This window comes from Ruminococcoides bili (assembly GCF_040093295.1).
Classification (GTDB): Bacteria; Bacillota; Clostridia; order Oscillospirales; family Acutalibacteraceae; genus Ruminococcoides; species Ruminococcoides intestinale_A.
On record NZ_JBBNJY010000022.1, the window covers coordinates 1 to 15,230 of the forward strand.

A 15,230-nucleotide genomic window follows, 5' to 3' on the forward strand; every position below is an offset into this window, starting at 1 on the left:
TGGTCGACCTTTGAAAAGGTCGACCAAACTTTTATAATCTTTTATAATTAATTGGCAAATCAATTTGCTAAACCATAATTTATTATTGTTACCCCAACATTTAGAACAAAACCATAAAAATCTAAGCATAACAATAAAGCAAACGCAAAAACGCTCTCAACCGAAGTTGAGAGCGTATATCAGCAAATATTATTACCGAAAAATCAGATTAACTCGATAACAGCCATCTCTGCACCGTCACCACGACGAGGACCGATCTTTGTTACTCTTGTATAACCGCCGTTTCTGTCAGCATACTTTGGAGCGATTTCAGTAAAGAGCTTTACTGTAACCTCTTCCTTAGTAACAAAACCTAAAACGAGTCTTCTGTTGTGAAGGTTATCTTCTTTTGCTGTAGTAATCATCTTCTCTGCCATAGCCTGAACTTCCTTGGCACGAGTAAGAGTTGTTTCGATTTTGCCGTTTTCGAGAAGGAATGTAACCATTGCACGGAGCATAGCTGTTCTCTGAGCAGTTGTTCTTCCTAATTTTCTTGTACCTGGCATTGTGTTCACTCCTTTACCGTTGGGTTTTTAAAGTGTTTATTCGTCTTCCTTCTGAAGACTAAATCCGAGAGAATTGAGTTTCTGGATTACTTCCTCGAGAGATTTTCTGCCGAGGTTTCTTACCTTCATCATATCCTCTTCTGACTTGTTGATCAAATCTTCTACCGTATTAATACCGGCACGCTTTAAGCAGTTGAAAGAACGAACTGACAAATCGAGATCTTCAATTGTCATTTCAAGGATTTTCTCCTTGCCCTTATCGTCTTTTTCAACCATAACCTCTGCGCTTGAAGCCTTATCCGAAAGGTTTACAAAGAGGTTTAAGTGCTCGGTAAGCACCTTAGCTGCAAGTGAAACAGCCTCCTGTGCATTGATAACACCGTTTGTCCAAACATCAAGTGTGAGTTTGTCATAGTCAGTAATCTGACCTACACGAGTGTTGTCAACTGTGTAATTTACCTTTAATACGGGAGTATAAATAGAATCAATAGGTAAAACGCCAATAACATTATTGCCGCTAATAAGCTTGTTGCGTTCAGCAGGGATGTATCCTCTGCCCTTGTCAATGGTGATTTCCATATTGAGCTTTGCATCCTCACCGAGAGTTGCAATGTGCTGCTCAGGATTGAGAATCTCAACCTCGCTGTCACATTTAATATCTCCGGCAGTTACTACGCAAGGACCCTGTGCTGAGATTTCAACAACCTTTGGGCTTGTTTCGTAAAGCTTTGCAACAACGCTTTTCATATTAAGAACAATTTCCGTAACGTCTTCCTTTACGCCGGGAATAGTTGAAAATTCGTGAAGAACTCCGTCAATCTTGATAGATGTAACGGCACAGCCTTCAAGAGAAGAAAGCAAAACTCTGCGCAGGCTGTTGCCCAATGTGTTGCCAAAGCCACGCTCGAGCGGTTCAACAACAAATCTGCCGTGCTTTCCATCCTCGGTTAATTCCTCGGTTTCAATTCTTGGCTTTTCAATTTCGATCATTCGCGAATCCTCCTAAACATTATGCGGCTGCATAATGCAGCCAATGCGTGTGTAACCTGCCTGTGAAAAAAGGGATTACTTGGAGTACAACTCAACAATAAGGTGAGGAGCTACTTCGTAGTCAATGTCCTCAAGACTTGGCAAAGCAATAACCTTTGCTGTGTATTCATCCTTATTTACCTCGAGCCACTTTGGTGAGAGTCTGCCGCTTGTCTTGTCAAGAATTTCTTTAAACTTAACGCTATTCTTGCTCTTGTCTCTGATTGTGATAACATCGCCAACCTTAACTCTGTAAGATGGGATATCTACTCTCTGACCATTTACGAGGAAATGACCGTGAGTAACAACCTGTCTTGCATCTCTTCTTGTCTGAGCCATACCCATTCTGAAGATGATGTTGTCAAGTCTTGTTTCAAGACAAACGATGAGGTTAGTACCTGCCTGACCTTCCATTTTTGTAGCAATTTCATAGTAGTGATAGAACTGCTTCTCAAGAACGCCGTAGATAAACTTTAACTTCTGCTTCTCTTTAAGCTGTAAGCCGTATTCTGAAACCTTCCTTCTACCATTTGCATTTGGCTTTCTGAAAGATTCCTTGTTTATGCCTACAACAGTAGGGCTAATGCCCAGGTATCTGCATCTTTTTAAGATAGGATCTCTGTTTACTGCCATTTTATTTTCACTCCAATAGAATATTTTAAATACTATACACGTCTTCTCTTAGGAGGACGGCATCCGTTGTGAGGAATTGGAGTTACATCCTTAATCATAGTAACCTCAAGACCTGCTGACTGTAAAGCTCTGATTGCAGCTTCACGGCCCTGTCCCGGACCTTTAACATATACTTCAACGGACTTCATACCGTGTTCCATTGCAGCCTTTGCAGCTGTCTCTGCTGCTGACTGTGCGGCAAACGGAGTTGACTTCTTTGAGCCTCTGAAGCCGAGTTCACCGGCACTTGCCCAAGATACAGCGTTGCCCTGTGTATCGGAAATAGTAACGATTGTGTTATTAAAAGTTGACTGAATATGTGCTGCGCCTTTTTCAATATTTTTGCGTTCACGGCGACGGCGAATAACTTTCTTACCACCCTTTGGTGCTGCCATAATCCATTGCCCTCCTTACTTCTTCTTGTTAGCCATGGTTTTGCGTGGGCCCTTACGGGTACGAGCGTTAGTCTTAGAACGCTGACCTCTTACCGGAAGACCTTTTCTGTGACGAACGCCACGGTAACAACCAATATCAATAAGTCTTTTTATATCATAAGCTATGTCACGGCGAAGGTCACCTTCAACACGACAATGATGCTCAATATATTCTCTGAGCTTTGATACATCCTCTTCTGTTAAATCTCTAACACGAGTGTCAGGATTTACACCTGTTGCAGCAATAATGTCGCCTGCAGTTTTACGGCCGATACCGTAGATATAAGTTAAACCGATTTCAACTCTTTTATCTCTTGGTAAGTCAACACCTGCTATACGAGCCATTCAGTTGCACCTCCATCAAAAATCAATAAATTAAATTAGTAGTCTGTGTTTTAATGTTTTTAAGGTAATTAACCCTGACGCTGTTTGTGCTTAGGGTTTTCGCAAATAACTAAAATCTTACCTTTTCTTTTGATTACTTTGCACTTATCGCACATTTTCTTTACTGAAGGTCTGACTTTCATTAGTTAATCATTCCTTTCTAAAAAGTCGTATTGCCCCGGCTTATTTAGAACGCCAGGTAATTCTTCCTCTTGTCAGGTCATACGGTGACATTTCCACCGTTACCTTGTCGCCCGGCAAAATGCGGATAAAATTCATACGCAATTTACCTGAAATAACAGCTAAGATCACGTGACCGTTAGGCAGCTCAACCTTAAACTGTGCGTTAGGGAGAGCCTCCCTTACAATACCCTCGATTTCAATTACATCCTGTTTGGACATATCATAAACCTCCGTTAGTCGTTTTTTAAATCACTTAAAATTCGTTTTATCTGCGGATTGGTTTCTGCTGAACCTGTATAAACTACAGTTGTAGCCGCAAGATGAAGTAAATTTTTCTTCTTCGGTTTTTCAAGCTTACGGGTTTTACCGTCTGCTATAAACGCAAAATGACCCTCAACCGAGAGTACAAGGAAAAATTTACCTTTGTCACGCCCTGACTTTGCTCTGACTATGCTACCCTTTTGAATGTTCATAAATCACCTTTAATCACAAAGAGTCATAATCTTGGGACCGTCAGGAGTAATTGCTACTGTATGTTCAAAATGTGCAGCAAGCTTACCGTCAACCGTAACGGTAGTCCACTCATCATCAAGAACACGCACCTCATAGGAGCCCTGAGTTACCATAGGTTCAATAGCGATTGTCATACCCGGCAACAGTCTTACGCCTCTGCCCGGTGTGCCGTAATTGGGGATACTTGGGTCTTCGTGTAATTTCGCACCTACGCCGTGGCCGACAAAATCTCGTACCACCGAGTAACTGCGAGCTTCGACATACTTCTGAACAGCGCTGCCTATATCGCCTACACGATTTCCGGCAACAGCCATTTTAATTCCCTCAAAAAGGCCTTCTTTAGTTGCGTCAAGCAAACGCTGAGCTTCGTCACTGATTTTACCGCAGGCAAACGTATAGGCATTATCGCCGTGAAAGCCTTCGTAAAATGCGCCGACATCAACGCTTACAATGTCGCCCTCTTTAAGAATCTGTTTTTTACTCGGTATGCCATGGATAACCACATTATTTACGGAAATGCAAGCACTTGCAGGAAAACCGCCATAACCGAGAAACGAGGGTGTAGCACCCTGTTTCTCGATATATTTGCGAACTATAGTATCAATTTCGTAAGTGGTGATACCCGGCTTTACAGCCTCACCTGCAACACGGAGTGCCTCCGCTGATATTCTGCATGCATCTTTCATTTTAGAAATTTCCCGTGCTGTTTTTACAATAACCATACTTAAGCCTCGATTGCTTCTAAGATAAGCTTTGTAGTAGAAACTACATCGTCTTTACCCTCTACATTAATGAGCTTGCCCTGCTTCTCGTAATAATCTGCGAGAGGCTCAGTCTCTTTGTGATATACAGCAAGGCGAGCAAGTACAGTATCTGGGTGGTCGTCCTTGCGCTGAACAAGGGTGCCGTTACAATCATCGCAAACGCCCTCAACCTTTGGTGGAAGGTTAGTGAGGTGATAAGGCTTGCCACAATTTTCGCAAACACGGCGTCCGGACATACGCTTGATAATTCTTTCGTCGGCAACATCAATGTTGATAACATACTGAATTTCAACGCCCATTTTATCCAGAGCCTCAGCCTGAGGAATGGTTCTTGGAAAACCGTCAAGGATAAAACCCTTAGAGCAGTCATCCTGTGAAAGTCTTTCCTTTACGATGCCGATAACAACCTCGTCGGGAACGAGTTTGCCTTCGTCCATAAAAGACTTAGCTTTCAAACCCATCTCAGTGCCGTTTTTCAGCGCTTCACGGATCATATTTCCGGTTGAAATAGTGGGAATTCCAAAATGCTCACAAAGTACAGCTGCTTGAGTACCTTTACCTGCACCCGGAGCACCTAACATAATAATGTTCATTTTATTATACTCCTTTTATCTCAATAAGTCAAGAAATTAGTCAAGAAAACCTTTATAATGTCTCATCATCATCTGTGACTCAAGCTGTTTTACTGTTTCAAGTGCAACACCAACGAGAATGATGATTGAAGTACCGCCGATAGCCATACGACCCATGCCTGTAGCAGAACCGTAAATACTTGGAACAAGTGCGATTACTGCGAGGAAGAGAGCGCCGATAAGAGTAATTCTTGAAAGAATATTTCTTATGTAGTCAGCTGTCGGTGCGCCCGGACGAATACCCGGAATTGTACCGTTGTTTGACTTAAGGTTGTTTGCCATTTCAATCGGATTGTATTGAATAGTAGTATAGAAATATGCGAACATTATAATTAAGATAAAGTACAATACATTATAAAGCCAACCGCTTGTATCAAATGCATTGAAGAAAGCACCCCAGAAACCGTCTTTAACCTTTGCGAAAAGATTAATAGTACCCGGGATAGAAAGAATTGAGCTTGCAAAGATGATTGGAAGTACGCCGCCGAGTGCAACCTTGATTGGAAGGTGACTTGACTGACCGCCATACATCTTTCTGCCAACAACTCTCTTTGCATACTGGATCGGAATTCTTCTTTCGCTGTCCTGCATAAATGTGATAACCCATACAATGGCAACAAAAATAACAATCCAAAGCGGAACGAGGAAATAGAACTGAGTTGAACCCTCGCCTGCAAGTTTCCAGAACTGACCGAGCATACTTAATGTGTAAGGAAGCTGAGCAACGATACCTGCGAAAAGGAGAATTGAAATACCGTTTCCGATACCGTTTGTGTTAATCTGCTCACCAAGCCACATCATAAGTGCTGTGCCGGCTGTGAATACAAGAATAATAACAATAGCAGAGAAAACAAGTGAGAAACCCTCTGTGTAAACTGTAACGCCTGACTTATGGAGATAGTACCAATAAGCACCGCCCTGAACAAGACCAAGACCAACTGTTACATAACGGGTAATAGTACCGATTTTTCTTCTGCCTGCCTCTCCCTCTTTTGCCATTCTCTCAAGAGGAGGAATTGCAACAGTAAGGAGCTGCATAATAATTGAGCTGTTGATGTAAGGTGTAACGCCCATTGCAAAAAGTGTTGCATTTGCAAAAGCGCCGCCTGACAATGTGTTAAGATATGCAAGCATAGTATTGCCCTCGTTCATACCGTTCATGGCGGTAGCGAGTGCACTCATATCCAGAAACGGAACAGGAATAACTGAACCGATTCTGAATACGATGATAATCATAAGTGTAAATAAAAGTTTCTTACGAAGGTCAGGTATTGACCAGGCATTTCTAATTGTTTTTAACAATTATACCACCTCTGTCTTTCCGCCTGCCGCCTCAATGGCTGCTTTAGCAGATTCGGAGAAAGCAGATACCTTTACTGTAAGTTTTTTGTCGATTTTACCGTTGCCGAGAACCTTTACTGCGTCAAAACCGTTCTTAATAACGCCGGCATTTACTAAAGCTTCTACGTCAACAGTAGCACCGTTTTCAAACTTTCTGTTTAAAGTACTGAGGTTAATTGCAACAACATTCTTAGCGAAAATGTTATTGAAGCCTCTCTTTGGAACTCTACGCTGAAGTGGCATCTGTCCGCCTTCAAAACCCGGACGAATACTGCCGCCTGAACGAGCCTTCTGGCCCTTGTGTCCCTTGCCTGCAGTCTTACCCCAGCCTGAGCCGTGACCTCTGCCAATTCTCTTTGAGTCCTTCTTTGAGCCCTCAACCGGTGAAAGTTCATGTAACTTCATAAGTACGCACCTCCTTGCTTATGCTTCGATAACCTCTACGAGGTGAGAAATTTTTGCTACCTTGCCTTTTGTCTGAGCGTTATCAGGCTGAGTTGTTACATCGCCGATTTTCTTCAGACCTAAAGCCTGGGCGGTTGCGATCTGTGGTTTTGTACAGCCGATGAGGCTCTTTACTAACTTAATTGTCATAGTTTACAACCTCCCTGTTATACGATTTCCTTAACGGATTTACCACGTACAGCGGCAACTTCTTCAGCAGTTCTGAGAGCTGCAAGACCTGCAAGTGTTGCTCTTACAACATTGCAAGGATTGTTTGAACGAAGAGCCTTTGTTCTGATATCCTTAATACCTACTGCCTCTATAACGGCACGAACCGGACCACCTGCGATAACACCGGTACCGGGAGCTGCAGGCTTCATAAGAACTCTGCCTGCTCCAAATTCACCAACGATTTCATGAGGGATTGTTGTACCTCTAAGTGAAACCTTCATAAGGTTTTTCTTTGCATCCTCAATGCCCTTACGGATAGCATCAGGAACCTCACCAGCCTTGCCGATACCAAAGCCTACTACGCCGTTGCCGTCGCCTACAACTACGAGAGCTGCAAACTTAAAAATACGACCGCCTTTAACCGTTTTTGATACACGGTTGATAGTAACTACTCTTTCTTTTAATTCGCCTGTTACTTCTACTGTTTTAGCCAAAGTTATTCCTCCTATCCTTAGAAATTGAGTCCGCCCTCACGAGCGCCTTCGGCCAATTCCTTAACACGGCCGTGATAAATGTTACCGCCTCTGTCAAATACAACATCAACGATATTCTTTTCAGCTGCACGCTGTGCAATAAGCTTGCCTACTGCCTTAGCTGCTTCTTTGTTTCCGCCATTGCCTTCAATGCTCTTGTCAAGGCTTGAAGCCTGAGCAAGAGTAACACCAGCTACATCATCAATAAGCTGAGCGTAGATGTTGTTTGTGGAGCGGAATACGCATAAACGTGGACACTGAGCAGTACCGCTGATCTTGCTGCGGATTCTCTTATGACGCTTAATGCGTGCTTTTTTTGTTTCAGGTCTGCTTACCATAGTCATTCACTCCTTAAATTATTTACCCTTACCTGCTTTACCTTCCTTGCGGCGGATAACTTCATAATCGTACTTAATACCCTTGCCCTTATATGGCTCCGGTGGACGCTTTTCTCTAACCTCGGCAGCAAACTGACCAACCTTTTGCTTGTCAATGCCTGTGATTATGATTTTGTTTGGATCAGGAACTTCAATCTTGATGTCGTCTGTATCCTCAACGATAACCTGGTGTGAATAACCAAGGTTCATAACGCACTTGTTACCCTGCTTCTGAACACGGTAACCAACGCCGTTTACCTCAAGAGTCTTCTTGTAACCCTCTGTAACACCGATAACCATATTGTGGATAAGTGTTCTTGTAAGACCGTGAAGTGAGCGGTTTTCTTTTGTGTCGTCAGGGCGGGTAACTTCGATTACATCGCCCTTAACTTCTACTGTCATAGCAGGGTTATACTTGAAATCAAGTGAGCCCTTCGGTCCCTTAACAGTGATAACGCCGTCAGCGATTGAAGCTGTAACTCCGGCGGGAATATTTATAGGTTTTCTTCCAATTCGAGACATTTATCGTACCTCCTTACCAAATGTAAGCAAGAACTTCGCCGCCAATATGTTCAGCACGAGCCTGACGATCTGTCATTACGCCCTTTGATGTTGAAATAATGGCAATACCGAGGCCCTTCATAACCTTTGGCATATCTTCTACATTGCTGTAAATACGTAAACCGGGCTTAGATACACGGCGAAGACCTGTAATAACAGGAGTCTTGCCGTCAACGTACTTAAGAGTAACCTTAAGAACGCCCTGCTTACCATCTTCTATAACTGTGAAATTCTTGATATAACCCTCGTCAAGAAGAATCTGACAGATTGACTTCTTAAGGTTTGAAGAAGGAATTTCTACAGTATCGTGCTTAGCTGAGTTAGCATTACGGATTCTTGTAAGTAAATCAGCAATTGTATCTGTAATCTGCATTAGATGTTACCTCCCTTGTCCTTACCAGCTTGCTTTCTTTACGCCCGGAATTTCGCCCTTGTAAGCGAGCTCACGGAAGCAAATACGGCAAATACCAAACTTACGGAGGTAGGCGTGTGGTCTACCACAGATGTTACATCTTGTGTACTCTCTTGTTGAGAACTTCTGCTCTCTCTGCTGCTTAACTTTCATTGAAGTCTTAGCCACAACAATCCCTCCTTACTTTGAAAACGGTGCGCCCATAAGTGTTAAAAGCTCACGAGCCTCTTCGTCTGTAGTTGCAGTGGTAACGAAACAAATGTCCATACCACGAACCTTGTCAACCTTGTCATACTCAATTTCAGGGAAAATGAGCTGCTCTTTAAGACCCATATTGTAGTTACCTCTGCCGTCAAAAGAGTTAGGGTTAATACCTCTGAAGTCTCTTACTCTCGGAAGTGCTACATTAAAGAATCTGTCGAGGAACTCATACATTCTCTCGCCTCTAAGTGTTACCTTACAGCCGATTGGCATACCCTCTCTGAGCTTAAAGTTAGCAACTGACTTTCTTGCACGGCAAACAAGTGCCTTCTGACCTGTGATAATACCAAGGTCCTTAGAAATAGCGTCGATAACCTTTGAATTTTCTCTTGCTTCGCCTGCACCAACATTGATAACAATCTTGTCAAGCTTTGGAATCTGCATTGTGCTCTTATAGGAGAACTTGTTCATAAGAGCAGGTGCAACTTCTTTTGAATAATATTCTTTAAGTCTTGCCATATCTTATATCCTCCTTAAAGTGCTTCGCCACATTTAGCGCAAACACGGCCCTTAGAACCGTCTTCGTAAATCTTGTGAGCAACTCTTGTCTGCTTCTTGCAACGAGGGCAAACGATCTGAACCTTAGATGCATACATAGCGCCTTCAGCCTTAACGATGCCACCCTGCTCGCCCATTTTTCTTGGCTTAACATGCTTAGAAACCATGTTTACCTTCTCAACAATAACTTTGCCTTCTTTTGGGCTGACAGCAAGAACCTGACCCTGCTTGCCCTTATCCTTACCGCTGATAACGATAACGGTGTCGCCTGTTTTTACATGAACTTTACTCATATTGTGACACCTCCAATTAAAGTACTTCAGGAGCAAGTGATAAGATCTTCATATAATCCTTATCACGGAGCTCTCTTGCTACTGGTCCGAAGATACGAGTACCCTTAGGGTTCTTATCTTCCTTAATAATAACAGCTGCATTCTCGTCAAAACGGATATAAGTACCGTCCTCACGTCTTACGCCCTTTGCAGAACGAACTACCACAGCCTTAACAACGTCGCCTTTTTTAACAACACCGCCGGGTGCTGCTTTTTTAACTGAAGCAACGATTACATCGCCAATGTTGGCATATCTTCTTCTGGTACCGCCGAGTACACGAATGCACATAAGTTCTTTTGCACCTGTATTATCGGCAACCTTGAGAAGTGTCTGCTGTTGAATCACAGTGTATTCCTCCTTTTCTCAAAAGCCGCAACTTATTTTGCTTTCTCAATAATCTCGACGAGTCTCCATCTTTTATCCTTAGAAAGAGGACGGGTCTCCATAATCTTTACACGGTCGCCAATGCCACACTCGTTATTCTCGTCATGTGCCTTAAAACGAACTGTACGCTTAACAATTTTGTTATAAAGCTTATGCTTTACGCTGTCCTCGACTGCTACAACAATAGTCTTGTCCATCTTGTTGCTTACAACCTTACCGACAACAACTTTTCTCATATTTCTCTCACTCACTGTTAAGTCCTCCTCTCTTAAGCCTCAGCGCCATTGAGTTCACGCATACGAAGAATTGTAGAAACTCTTGCGATGTCTTTCTTTACGGCGCCAATTCTGGATGAGTTTTCAAGCTGATTAACAGCAAGCTGGAAACGAAGGTTAAATAACTCTTCCTTGAGGTCTGCGAGCTTTAACTCGAGCTCTTCTACAGACATTTCTCTAATTTCTGATGCTTTCATTACTGCTCACCCTCCTCTTTCTTTACAAACTTGCACTTAATTGGAAGCTTATTTGCAGCAAGGCGAAGAGCCTCTCTTGCAGTAGCTTCATCTACACCGCCAAGCTCAAACATAACTCTGCCCGGCTTAACGACGGCTACCCAATACTCAGGTGAACCTTTACCTGAACCCATTCGAGTTTCTGCAGGCTTTGCAGTAACAGGCTTGTCAGGGAAAATTTTGATCCATACTTTACCGAATCTTTTGCAGTAACGAGTCATGGCAACACGGGCAGCTTCGATCTGATTTGAAGTAATCCATGCAGGCTCTGTAGCCTGAAGACCGAAATCACCGTAAGTAACCTTGTTACCACGAAGAGCCTTACCTGTCATACGACCTCTGTGTACTCTTCTGTACTTAACTCTCTTTGGTAATAACATTACTTTCTGCCTCCTTCTCTGCGTGGCTTTCTTGACTTAACTTCGTTTAAAACCTCGCCTTTGTAAAGCCATACCTTAACGCCAATCTTACCGTAAGTAGTGTTAGCCTCGGCAAAGCCATAGTCGATGTCGGCACGAAGTGTCTGAAGCGGAATAGTACCCTCGTGGTACTGCTCTGAACGAGCGATTTCAGCGCCGCCAAGACGACCTGAACACATAATTTTAATACCCTTAGCGCCACGACGCATTGCGTTACCGATTGACTGCTTCATAGCACGACGGAATGAAATTCTCTTTTCGAGCTGCTGAGCAACATTTTCAGCAACAAGCTGAGCGTCAAGCTCAGGAGCTTTAACTTCTACTATATTGATAGCAACAGGCTTCTTAAGCATAGCTTCGCACTGAGCCTTGAGCTTCTCAATCTCTGCGCCGCCCTTACCGATAACAAGGCCCGGCTTAGCACAGTGAATGCTAATCTTAACCTTTTTGCCGTCACGCTCAATTTCAATTTTTGCGATACCGAAGTTGTAGAGCTGAGCCTTGAGTGTTTTACGGAGGTTATAGTCCTCAACGAGTGTTGCACCAAAGTTCTTCTTGTCTGCAAACCAACGGGAATCCCAATCTTTAATTACACCGACACGCAAACCGTGCGGATTAACTTTCTGACCCATATTTAAACCTCCCCTTAGTCTTCTTTTTCCTTGAGGACAAGGCTGATGTGAGATGTTCTCTTGTTAATTCTGAACGCTCTGCCCTGTGCTCTCGGACGAATTCTTTTAAGGATGGGGCCTGCTGTTGCGTTGCATTCAGCAACATACAGTCTTGATACATCCATATCATGATTATTCTCAGCGTTAGCCATAGCTGAATTGAGCAACTTTAAAAGTGGCTCGCTAGCGGCCTTAGGAGTGTGCTTGAGAACAGCTTCCGCATATTTAGCGTCTTTACCTCTGATAAGGTCAAGAACAACGCCTACCTTGCGGGGTGAGATACGAACAAATTTTGCAATTGCTTTAGCTTCCATCTGCAATACTCTCCTTCCGCTTACTTAGATGTCTTAGATCCTGCGTGTCCCTTAAATGTTCTGGTAGGAGCAAACTCACCGAGCTTGTGACCAACCATATCTTCTGTAACATATACAGGAACATGCTTACGACCGTCGTGAACTGCGAATGTGTGACCAACGAATTCAGGGAAAATTGTTGAGCTTCTTGACCAAGTCTTAAGAATTCTCTTTTCACCCTTTTCGTTCATCTCCTGAACCCTTTTGAGCAATACAGGCTGTACAAAAGGGCCTTTTTTAGTACTTCTACTCATAATTTAAGCTCCTTTCTCTGCCTTACTTACCGTTTCTTCTGCGAACGATAAGCTTGTCGCTGCTCTTGTTGTTCTTACGAGTCTTGTAACCGAGTGCAGGCTTACCCCAAGGAGTAACAGGTCCCGGACGACCAACAGGAGATTTACCTTCACCACCGCCGTGCGGGTGATCGTTAGGGTTCATTACAGAACCACGAACTGTAGGTCTCCAACCCATATTTCTCTTACGACCGGCTTTACCGATCTTTACATTCTCGTGATCAACGTTACCTACCTGGCCGATTGTAGCCATGCAGCTTTCAGGAACATTTCTGAGCTCGCCTGAAGGAAGTCTTAAAAGTGCAAGACCGTTTTCCTTAGCCATGAGCTGTGCCATATTACCTGCTGAACGAGCAAGCTGAGCACCTCTGCCCGGATAAAGCTCAACATTATGAATGAATGTACCTACAGGAATAGCAGTAAGAGGTAATGCGTTACCCGGCTTAATATCTGCGTTCTCACCTGCTGTAACTTTGTCGCCTACCTTAAGTCCTTCCGGAGCAATAATGTAAGCTTTATCGCCGTCAGTATACTCGATAAGAGCGATGAATGCTGAACGGTTTGGATCGTACTCAAGTGTCTTAACTGTGCCTTCTACATCAAATTTCTGACGCTTGAAATCAATGATACGATATTTTCTACGGTTACCGCCGCCTCTGTGACGAACAGTAATTCTGCCGTAGCTGTTACGACCTGACTTTTTGTTTAAAGGAGCGAGTAAGCTCTTTTCAGGTGCAACCTTTGAAAGAACAGAAAAATCTGTTACCGACATATTTCTTCTGGAGTTAATGGTCGGCTTAAATACTTTAATTGCCATTTGGTTTCACTCTCCTCATGATGGCTTTGCGGGAAAATGGCTCTTTCCCATACATTCTGCCTGAATAATTTTTCAGGCTTACATCATGCCTTCAAAAAATTCGATAGGCTTGCTGTTTTCCTTAAGTGTTATGATTGCTTTCTTCCAGCTCTTTGAGTAACCGCCGTTGTTTCTGCCCTGACGGCGGAACTTACCACGAACGCTTACTGTATTAACCTTAGCAACCTCAACCTTGAAAAGCTCTTCGCAAGCTTTTGCGATTTCAATTTTATTAGCCGATTTAGCAACTTCAAAGGTATATACCTTGTTTAAAACACCTGACATACTCTTCTCTGTAATAATCGGACGAATTACGATATCCTGAGCAATCATGCATATACCTCCTCAATCTTGCTTACAGCATCCTTTGCGATTACGAGTGTGCCTGCATTAAGAATATCGTAAACATTAAGTGTGTTTACCTGTGCAGTCTTAACACCCGGAATGTTAGATGCTGACTTAACGATCATGCTGTTATTCTCAGGAAGAACGATGAGAGCTTTCTTCTCTGCACCGATAGCCTCGAGCATAGCAGCGATTTTCTTTGTTTTGTACTCTGTCATTGCGATTGAATCAACAATGATGATTCCCTTATCCACAGCCTTAGCTGAGAAAGCTGACTTCATAGCAAGTCTTCTTACTTTCTTGTTTACAGTAAATCTGTAGCTTCTTGGCTTTGGAGCAAATACAATACCACCGTGTGTCCACTGTGGTGAACGAGTTGAACCCTGTCTTGCACGGCCTGTACCCTTCTGTCTCCATGGCTTTCTGCCGCCACCTGAAACTTCAGCTCTTGTAAGAGCAGACTGTGTGCCGTGACGCTGGTTAGCAAGATAGTTTACAACCATCTGATGCATAACTGCTGTGTTTGGCTCAATACCGAATACGGACTCGCTAAGGTCGATAGAACCAACCTGCTTGCCTTCCATATCTACTACTGCAAAATTAGGCATTTATAATCCCCCTTCCTTAAGCCTTTACGGAATCTTTGATTACAACGATTCCCTTATTTGGGCCTGGAACAGCACCCTTGATAGCGATAAGGTTGTTTTCAACATCAACCTTAACAACTGTGAGGTTCTGTACTGTTACCTGCTCAGCACCGAGATGGCCTGCCATTCTCTTGCCCTTCCATACTCTTGAAGGAGATGAACAAGCGCCGATTGAACCGCCGTGACGAACGCAAGGACCTGTACCGTGAGTTTCCTTAAGACGCTGGAAGTTCCAACGCTTAATTACGCCGGCTGTACCCTTACCTTTGCTCTTGCCGGTAACATCGATCTTGTCACCAGGGGTGAATACGTCTGCCTTTACGAGATCGCCTACATTGTAAGCGTCTGTGTCAGCAAAACGGAATTCTTTAAGAGTTTTCTTTGGTGCTACACCGTTCTTGTCAAAAAAGCCCTTCATTGGCTTTGTAACCTTGTGTGGCTTTAAATCGCCATAGCCAAGCTGAACTGATGCGTAGCCGTCGTTTTCAACTGTTTTCTTAGCTGTAACCACACATGGGCCTGCTTCGATAACAGTTACGGGAACGAACACTCCCTTTTCATCGAAAATCTGTGTCATACCGATTTTCTTACCGATGATTGCTTTCTGCATAAAATGTATCCTCCTTGTTAGGTTATTGGTTGGTTTTCACCAACTTGACCCTGT

31 protein-coding genes are annotated in these 15,230 nt (G+C 43.3%); all 31 read right to left on the bottom strand.

All coding sequences use genetic code 11. From position 1 onward, the window contains the following. Window positions 1–203 precede the first annotated feature (203 nt). Window positions 204–545, bottom strand: a complete 342-nt coding sequence (rplQ, locus tag AAAY30_RS07840) for a 50S ribosomal protein L17 (RefSeq protein ID WP_178586622.1) — start codon at window positions 543–545, stop codon at window positions 204–206. A gap of 36 nt (window positions 546–581) precedes the next feature. Next, window positions 582–1,535 (bottom strand): DNA-directed RNA polymerase subunit alpha, encoded by a 954-nt coding sequence (locus AAAY30_RS07845; RefSeq protein WP_022234127.1) that lies wholly within the window; start codon window positions 1,533–1,535, stop codon window positions 582–584. A gap of 75 nt (window positions 1,536–1,610) precedes the next feature. Beyond that, a complete protein-coding gene (gene rpsD, locus AAAY30_RS07850; RefSeq protein ID WP_195411208.1) occupies window positions 1,611–2,207 on the bottom strand; it encodes a 30S ribosomal protein S4 in 597 nt (198 codons plus the stop codon). Between the two features lie 32 nt (window positions 2,208–2,239). Continuing rightward, entirely contained in the window at window positions 2,240–2,641 is a 402-nt protein-coding gene (rpsK, locus tag AAAY30_RS07855; protein ID WP_022234125.1) for a 30S ribosomal protein S11, read from the bottom strand. 15 nt (window positions 2,642–2,656) lie between these two features. Continuing rightward, the gene (gene rpsM / locus AAAY30_RS07860) at window positions 2,657–3,025 is read right to left on the bottom strand and encodes a 30S ribosomal protein S13 (RefSeq protein ID WP_022234124.1); all 369 of its coding nucleotides are present in this window, start codon (window positions 3,023–3,025) and stop codon (window positions 2,657–2,659) included. 68 nt (window positions 3,026–3,093) lie between these two features. Further along, window positions 3,094–3,207 (bottom strand): 50S ribosomal protein L36, encoded by a 114-nt coding sequence (gene rpmJ / locus AAAY30_RS07865; protein ID WP_015523208.1) that lies wholly within the window; start codon window positions 3,205–3,207, stop codon window positions 3,094–3,096. Window positions 3,208–3,247: 40 nt separating this feature from the next. Then, window positions 3,248–3,466 carry a translation initiation factor IF-1 gene (gene infA / locus AAAY30_RS07870; RefSeq protein ID WP_022234123.1) on the bottom strand — a complete coding sequence of 73 codons (219 nt, stop codon included), beginning with the start codon at window positions 3,464–3,466 and terminating at the stop codon, window positions 3,248–3,250. Window positions 3,467–3,480: 14 nt separating this feature from the next. Continuing rightward, the gene (locus AAAY30_RS07875) at window positions 3,481–3,720 is read right to left on the bottom strand and encodes a KOW domain-containing RNA-binding protein (RefSeq protein WP_022234122.1); all 240 of its coding nucleotides are present in this window, start codon (window positions 3,718–3,720) and stop codon (window positions 3,481–3,483) included. Window positions 3,721–3,729: 9 nt separating this feature from the next. After that, complete coding sequence (map, locus tag AAAY30_RS07880) at window positions 3,730–4,482, bottom strand: type I methionyl aminopeptidase (RefSeq protein ID WP_022234121.1); 753 nt, start codon at window positions 4,480–4,482, stop codon at window positions 3,730–3,732. A 2-nt stretch (window positions 4,483–4,484) separates the two neighbouring features. After that, window positions 4,485–5,117, bottom strand: coding sequence for an adenylate kinase (locus AAAY30_RS07885; RefSeq protein WP_022234120.1), 633 nt, complete (start codon window positions 5,115–5,117; stop codon window positions 4,485–4,487). 36 nt (window positions 5,118–5,153) lie between these two features. After that, window positions 5,154–6,458, bottom strand: coding sequence for a preprotein translocase subunit SecY (gene secY, locus AAAY30_RS07890; protein ID WP_186935497.1), 1,305 nt, complete (start codon window positions 6,456–6,458; stop codon window positions 5,154–5,156). Then, entirely contained in the window at window positions 6,459–6,902 is a 444-nt protein-coding gene (gene rplO, locus AAAY30_RS07895; RefSeq protein ID WP_295026125.1) for a 50S ribosomal protein L15, read from the bottom strand. A gap of 18 nt (window positions 6,903–6,920) precedes the next feature. Beyond that, the gene (gene rpmD / locus AAAY30_RS07900; protein ID WP_022234117.1) at window positions 6,921–7,091 is read right to left on the bottom strand and encodes a 50S ribosomal protein L30; all 171 of its coding nucleotides are present in this window, start codon (window positions 7,089–7,091) and stop codon (window positions 6,921–6,923) included. Between the two features lie 17 nt (window positions 7,092–7,108). Then, window positions 7,109–7,606, bottom strand: a complete 498-nt coding sequence (gene rpsE, locus AAAY30_RS07905) for a 30S ribosomal protein S5 (protein ID WP_022234116.1) — start codon at window positions 7,604–7,606, stop codon at window positions 7,109–7,111. 17 nt (window positions 7,607–7,623) lie between these two features. Next, window positions 7,624–7,983, bottom strand: coding sequence for a 50S ribosomal protein L18 (gene rplR, locus AAAY30_RS07910; protein ID WP_022234115.1), 360 nt, complete (start codon window positions 7,981–7,983; stop codon window positions 7,624–7,626). Window positions 7,984–8,001: 18 nt separating this feature from the next. Beyond that, a complete protein-coding gene (gene rplF, locus AAAY30_RS07915) occupies window positions 8,002–8,544 on the bottom strand; it encodes a 50S ribosomal protein L6 (RefSeq protein ID WP_022234114.1) in 543 nt (180 codons plus the stop codon). Between the two features lie 13 nt (window positions 8,545–8,557). Further along, window positions 8,558–8,956, bottom strand: a complete 399-nt coding sequence (rpsH, locus tag AAAY30_RS07920; RefSeq protein ID WP_337781781.1) for a 30S ribosomal protein S8 — start codon at window positions 8,954–8,956, stop codon at window positions 8,558–8,560. Between the two features lie 21 nt (window positions 8,957–8,977). Beyond that, entirely contained in the window at window positions 8,978–9,163 is a 186-nt protein-coding gene (locus tag AAAY30_RS07925) for a type Z 30S ribosomal protein S14 (protein WP_022234112.1), read from the bottom strand. Between the two features lie 12 nt (window positions 9,164–9,175). Beyond that, the gene (rplE, locus tag AAAY30_RS07930) at window positions 9,176–9,715 is read right to left on the bottom strand and encodes a 50S ribosomal protein L5 (RefSeq protein WP_022234111.1); all 540 of its coding nucleotides are present in this window, start codon (window positions 9,713–9,715) and stop codon (window positions 9,176–9,178) included. Between the two features lie 14 nt (window positions 9,716–9,729). Next, on the bottom strand, window positions 9,730–10,047 hold the full coding sequence (rplX, locus tag AAAY30_RS07935) for a 50S ribosomal protein L24 (RefSeq protein WP_022234110.1): 318 nt from the start codon (window positions 10,045–10,047) through the stop codon (window positions 9,730–9,732). Between the two features lie 16 nt (window positions 10,048–10,063). Next, window positions 10,064–10,432, bottom strand: coding sequence for a 50S ribosomal protein L14 (gene rplN / locus AAAY30_RS07940; RefSeq protein WP_022234109.1), 369 nt, complete (start codon window positions 10,430–10,432; stop codon window positions 10,064–10,066). 32 nt (window positions 10,433–10,464) lie between these two features. Beyond that, entirely contained in the window at window positions 10,465–10,722 is a 258-nt protein-coding gene (gene rpsQ / locus AAAY30_RS07945; RefSeq protein ID WP_022234108.1) for a 30S ribosomal protein S17, read from the bottom strand. A gap of 17 nt (window positions 10,723–10,739) precedes the next feature. Further along, entirely contained in the window at window positions 10,740–10,943 is a 204-nt protein-coding gene (rpmC, locus tag AAAY30_RS07950; protein ID WP_022234107.1) for a 50S ribosomal protein L29, read from the bottom strand. Further along, complete coding sequence (rplP, locus tag AAAY30_RS07955; protein ID WP_015523195.1) at window positions 10,943–11,362, bottom strand: 50S ribosomal protein L16; 420 nt, start codon at window positions 11,360–11,362, stop codon at window positions 10,943–10,945. Before rplP ends, rpmC begins: the two co-directional genes overlap by 1 nt. Then, complete coding sequence (rpsC, locus tag AAAY30_RS07960; RefSeq protein ID WP_022234106.1) at window positions 11,362–12,033, bottom strand: 30S ribosomal protein S3; 672 nt, start codon at window positions 12,031–12,033, stop codon at window positions 11,362–11,364. Before rpsC ends, rplP begins: the two co-directional genes overlap by 1 nt. Window positions 12,034–12,047: 14 nt before the next feature. Beyond that, window positions 12,048–12,386, bottom strand: a complete 339-nt coding sequence (gene rplV, locus AAAY30_RS07965; RefSeq protein ID WP_022234105.1) for a 50S ribosomal protein L22 — start codon at window positions 12,384–12,386, stop codon at window positions 12,048–12,050. 20 nt (window positions 12,387–12,406) lie between these two features. Next, complete coding sequence (rpsS, locus tag AAAY30_RS07970; RefSeq protein ID WP_022234104.1) at window positions 12,407–12,679, bottom strand: 30S ribosomal protein S19; 273 nt, start codon at window positions 12,677–12,679, stop codon at window positions 12,407–12,409. 22 nt (window positions 12,680–12,701) lie between these two features. Then, entirely contained in the window at window positions 12,702–13,535 is an 834-nt protein-coding gene (rplB, locus tag AAAY30_RS07975; protein WP_022234103.1) for a 50S ribosomal protein L2, read from the bottom strand. Between the two features lie 78 nt (window positions 13,536–13,613). Further along, on the bottom strand, window positions 13,614–13,907 hold the full coding sequence (rplW, locus tag AAAY30_RS07980; RefSeq protein ID WP_022234102.1) for a 50S ribosomal protein L23: 294 nt from the start codon (window positions 13,905–13,907) through the stop codon (window positions 13,614–13,616). Continuing rightward, on the bottom strand, window positions 13,904–14,527 hold the full coding sequence (gene rplD / locus AAAY30_RS07985) for a 50S ribosomal protein L4 (protein WP_022234101.1): 624 nt from the start codon (window positions 14,525–14,527) through the stop codon (window positions 13,904–13,906). The genes rplW and rplD overlap by 4 nt, the downstream gene beginning before the upstream one ends. Before the next feature lie 16 nt (window positions 14,528–14,543). Continuing rightward, window positions 14,544–15,176, bottom strand: a complete 633-nt coding sequence (gene rplC / locus AAAY30_RS07990; protein ID WP_178586381.1) for a 50S ribosomal protein L3 — start codon at window positions 15,174–15,176, stop codon at window positions 14,544–14,546. Window positions 15,177–15,230: the final 54 nt, after the last annotated feature.

What these genes read in the sequence shown, in the direction of transcription:
- AAAY30_RS07845 (WP_022234127.1), bottom strand. Translation starts at nt 1,535, where the DNA reads ATGATCGAAATTGAAAAGCCAAGAATTGAAACCGAGGAATTAACCGAG.
- rplW (WP_022234102.1), bottom strand. Translation starts at nt 13,907, where the DNA reads ATGATTGCTCAGGATATCGTAATTCGTCCGATTATTACAGAGAAGAGT.
- rpsH (WP_337781781.1), bottom strand. Translation starts at nt 8,956, where the DNA reads ATGCAGATTACAGATACAATTGCTGATTTACTTACAAGAATCCGTAAT.
- rplF (WP_022234114.1), bottom strand. Translation starts at nt 8,544, where the DNA reads ATGTCTCGAATTGGAAGAAAACCTATAAATATTCCCGCCGGAGTTACA.
- rplP (WP_015523195.1), bottom strand. Translation starts at nt 11,362, where the DNA reads ATGTTATTACCAAAGAGAGTTAAGTACAGAAGAGTACACAGAGGTCGT.
- rpmD (WP_022234117.1), bottom strand. Translation starts at nt 7,091, where the DNA reads ATGACAATTAAGTTAGTAAAGAGCCTCATCGGCTGTACAAAACCACAG.
- rplE (WP_022234111.1), bottom strand. Translation starts at nt 9,715, where the DNA reads ATGGCAAGACTTAAAGAATATTATTCAAAAGAAGTTGCACCTGCTCTT.
- map (WP_022234121.1), bottom strand. Translation starts at nt 4,482, where the DNA reads ATGGTTATTGTAAAAACAGCACGGGAAATTTCTAAAATGAAAGATGCA.
- rpmJ (WP_015523208.1), bottom strand. Translation starts at nt 3,207, where the DNA reads ATGAAAGTCAGACCTTCAGTAAAGAAAATGTGCGATAAGTGCAAAGTA.
- rpmC (WP_022234107.1), bottom strand. Translation starts at nt 10,943, where the DNA reads ATGAAAGCATCAGAAATTAGAGAAATGTCTGTAGAAGAGCTCGAGTTA.
- rpsM (WP_022234124.1), bottom strand. Translation starts at nt 3,025, where the DNA reads ATGGCTCGTATAGCAGGTGTTGACTTACCAAGAGATAAAAGAGTTGAA.
- rpsD (WP_195411208.1), bottom strand. Translation starts at nt 2,207, where the DNA reads ATGGCAGTAAACAGAGATCCTATCTTAAAAAGATGCAGATACCTGGGC.
- rplO (WP_295026125.1), bottom strand. Translation starts at nt 6,902, where the DNA reads ATGAAGTTACATGAACTTTCACCGGTTGAGGGCTCAAAGAAGGACTCA.
- rplD (WP_022234101.1), bottom strand. Translation starts at nt 14,527, where the DNA reads ATGCCTAATTTTGCAGTAGTAGATATGGAAGGCAAGCAGGTTGGTTCT.
- rplV (WP_022234105.1), bottom strand. Translation starts at nt 12,386, where the DNA reads ATGGAAGCTAAAGCAATTGCAAAATTTGTTCGTATCTCACCCCGCAAG.
- rpsC (WP_022234106.1), bottom strand. Translation starts at nt 12,033, where the DNA reads ATGGGTCAGAAAGTTAATCCGCACGGTTTGCGTGTCGGTGTAATTAAA.
- rplC (WP_178586381.1), bottom strand. Translation starts at nt 15,176, where the DNA reads ATGCAGAAAGCAATCATCGGTAAGAAAATCGGTATGACACAGATTTTC.
- rplB (WP_022234103.1), bottom strand. Translation starts at nt 13,535, where the DNA reads ATGGCAATTAAAGTATTTAAGCCGACCATTAACTCCAGAAGAAATATG.
- AAAY30_RS07885 (WP_022234120.1), bottom strand. Translation starts at nt 5,117, where the DNA reads ATGAACATTATTATGTTAGGTGCTCCGGGTGCAGGTAAAGGTACTCAA.
- rplR (WP_022234115.1), bottom strand. Translation starts at nt 7,983, where the DNA reads ATGGTAAGCAGACCTGAAACAAAAAAAGCACGCATTAAGCGTCATAAG.
- rplQ (WP_178586622.1), bottom strand. Translation starts at nt 545, where the DNA reads ATGCCAGGTACAAGAAAATTAGGAAGAACAACTGCTCAGAGAACAGCT.
- rpsK (WP_022234125.1), bottom strand. Translation starts at nt 2,641, where the DNA reads ATGGCAGCACCAAAGGGTGGTAAGAAAGTTATTCGCCGTCGCCGTGAA.
- AAAY30_RS07875 (WP_022234122.1), bottom strand. Translation starts at nt 3,720, where the DNA reads ATGAACATTCAAAAGGGTAGCATAGTCAGAGCAAAGTCAGGGCGTGAC.
- infA (WP_022234123.1), bottom strand. Translation starts at nt 3,466, where the DNA reads ATGTCCAAACAGGATGTAATTGAAATCGAGGGTATTGTAAGGGAGGCT.
- rplX (WP_022234110.1), bottom strand. Translation starts at nt 10,047, where the DNA reads ATGAGTAAAGTTCATGTAAAAACAGGCGACACCGTTATCGTTATCAGC.
- rpsS (WP_022234104.1), bottom strand. Translation starts at nt 12,679, where the DNA reads ATGAGTAGAAGTACTAAAAAAGGCCCTTTTGTACAGCCTGTATTGCTC.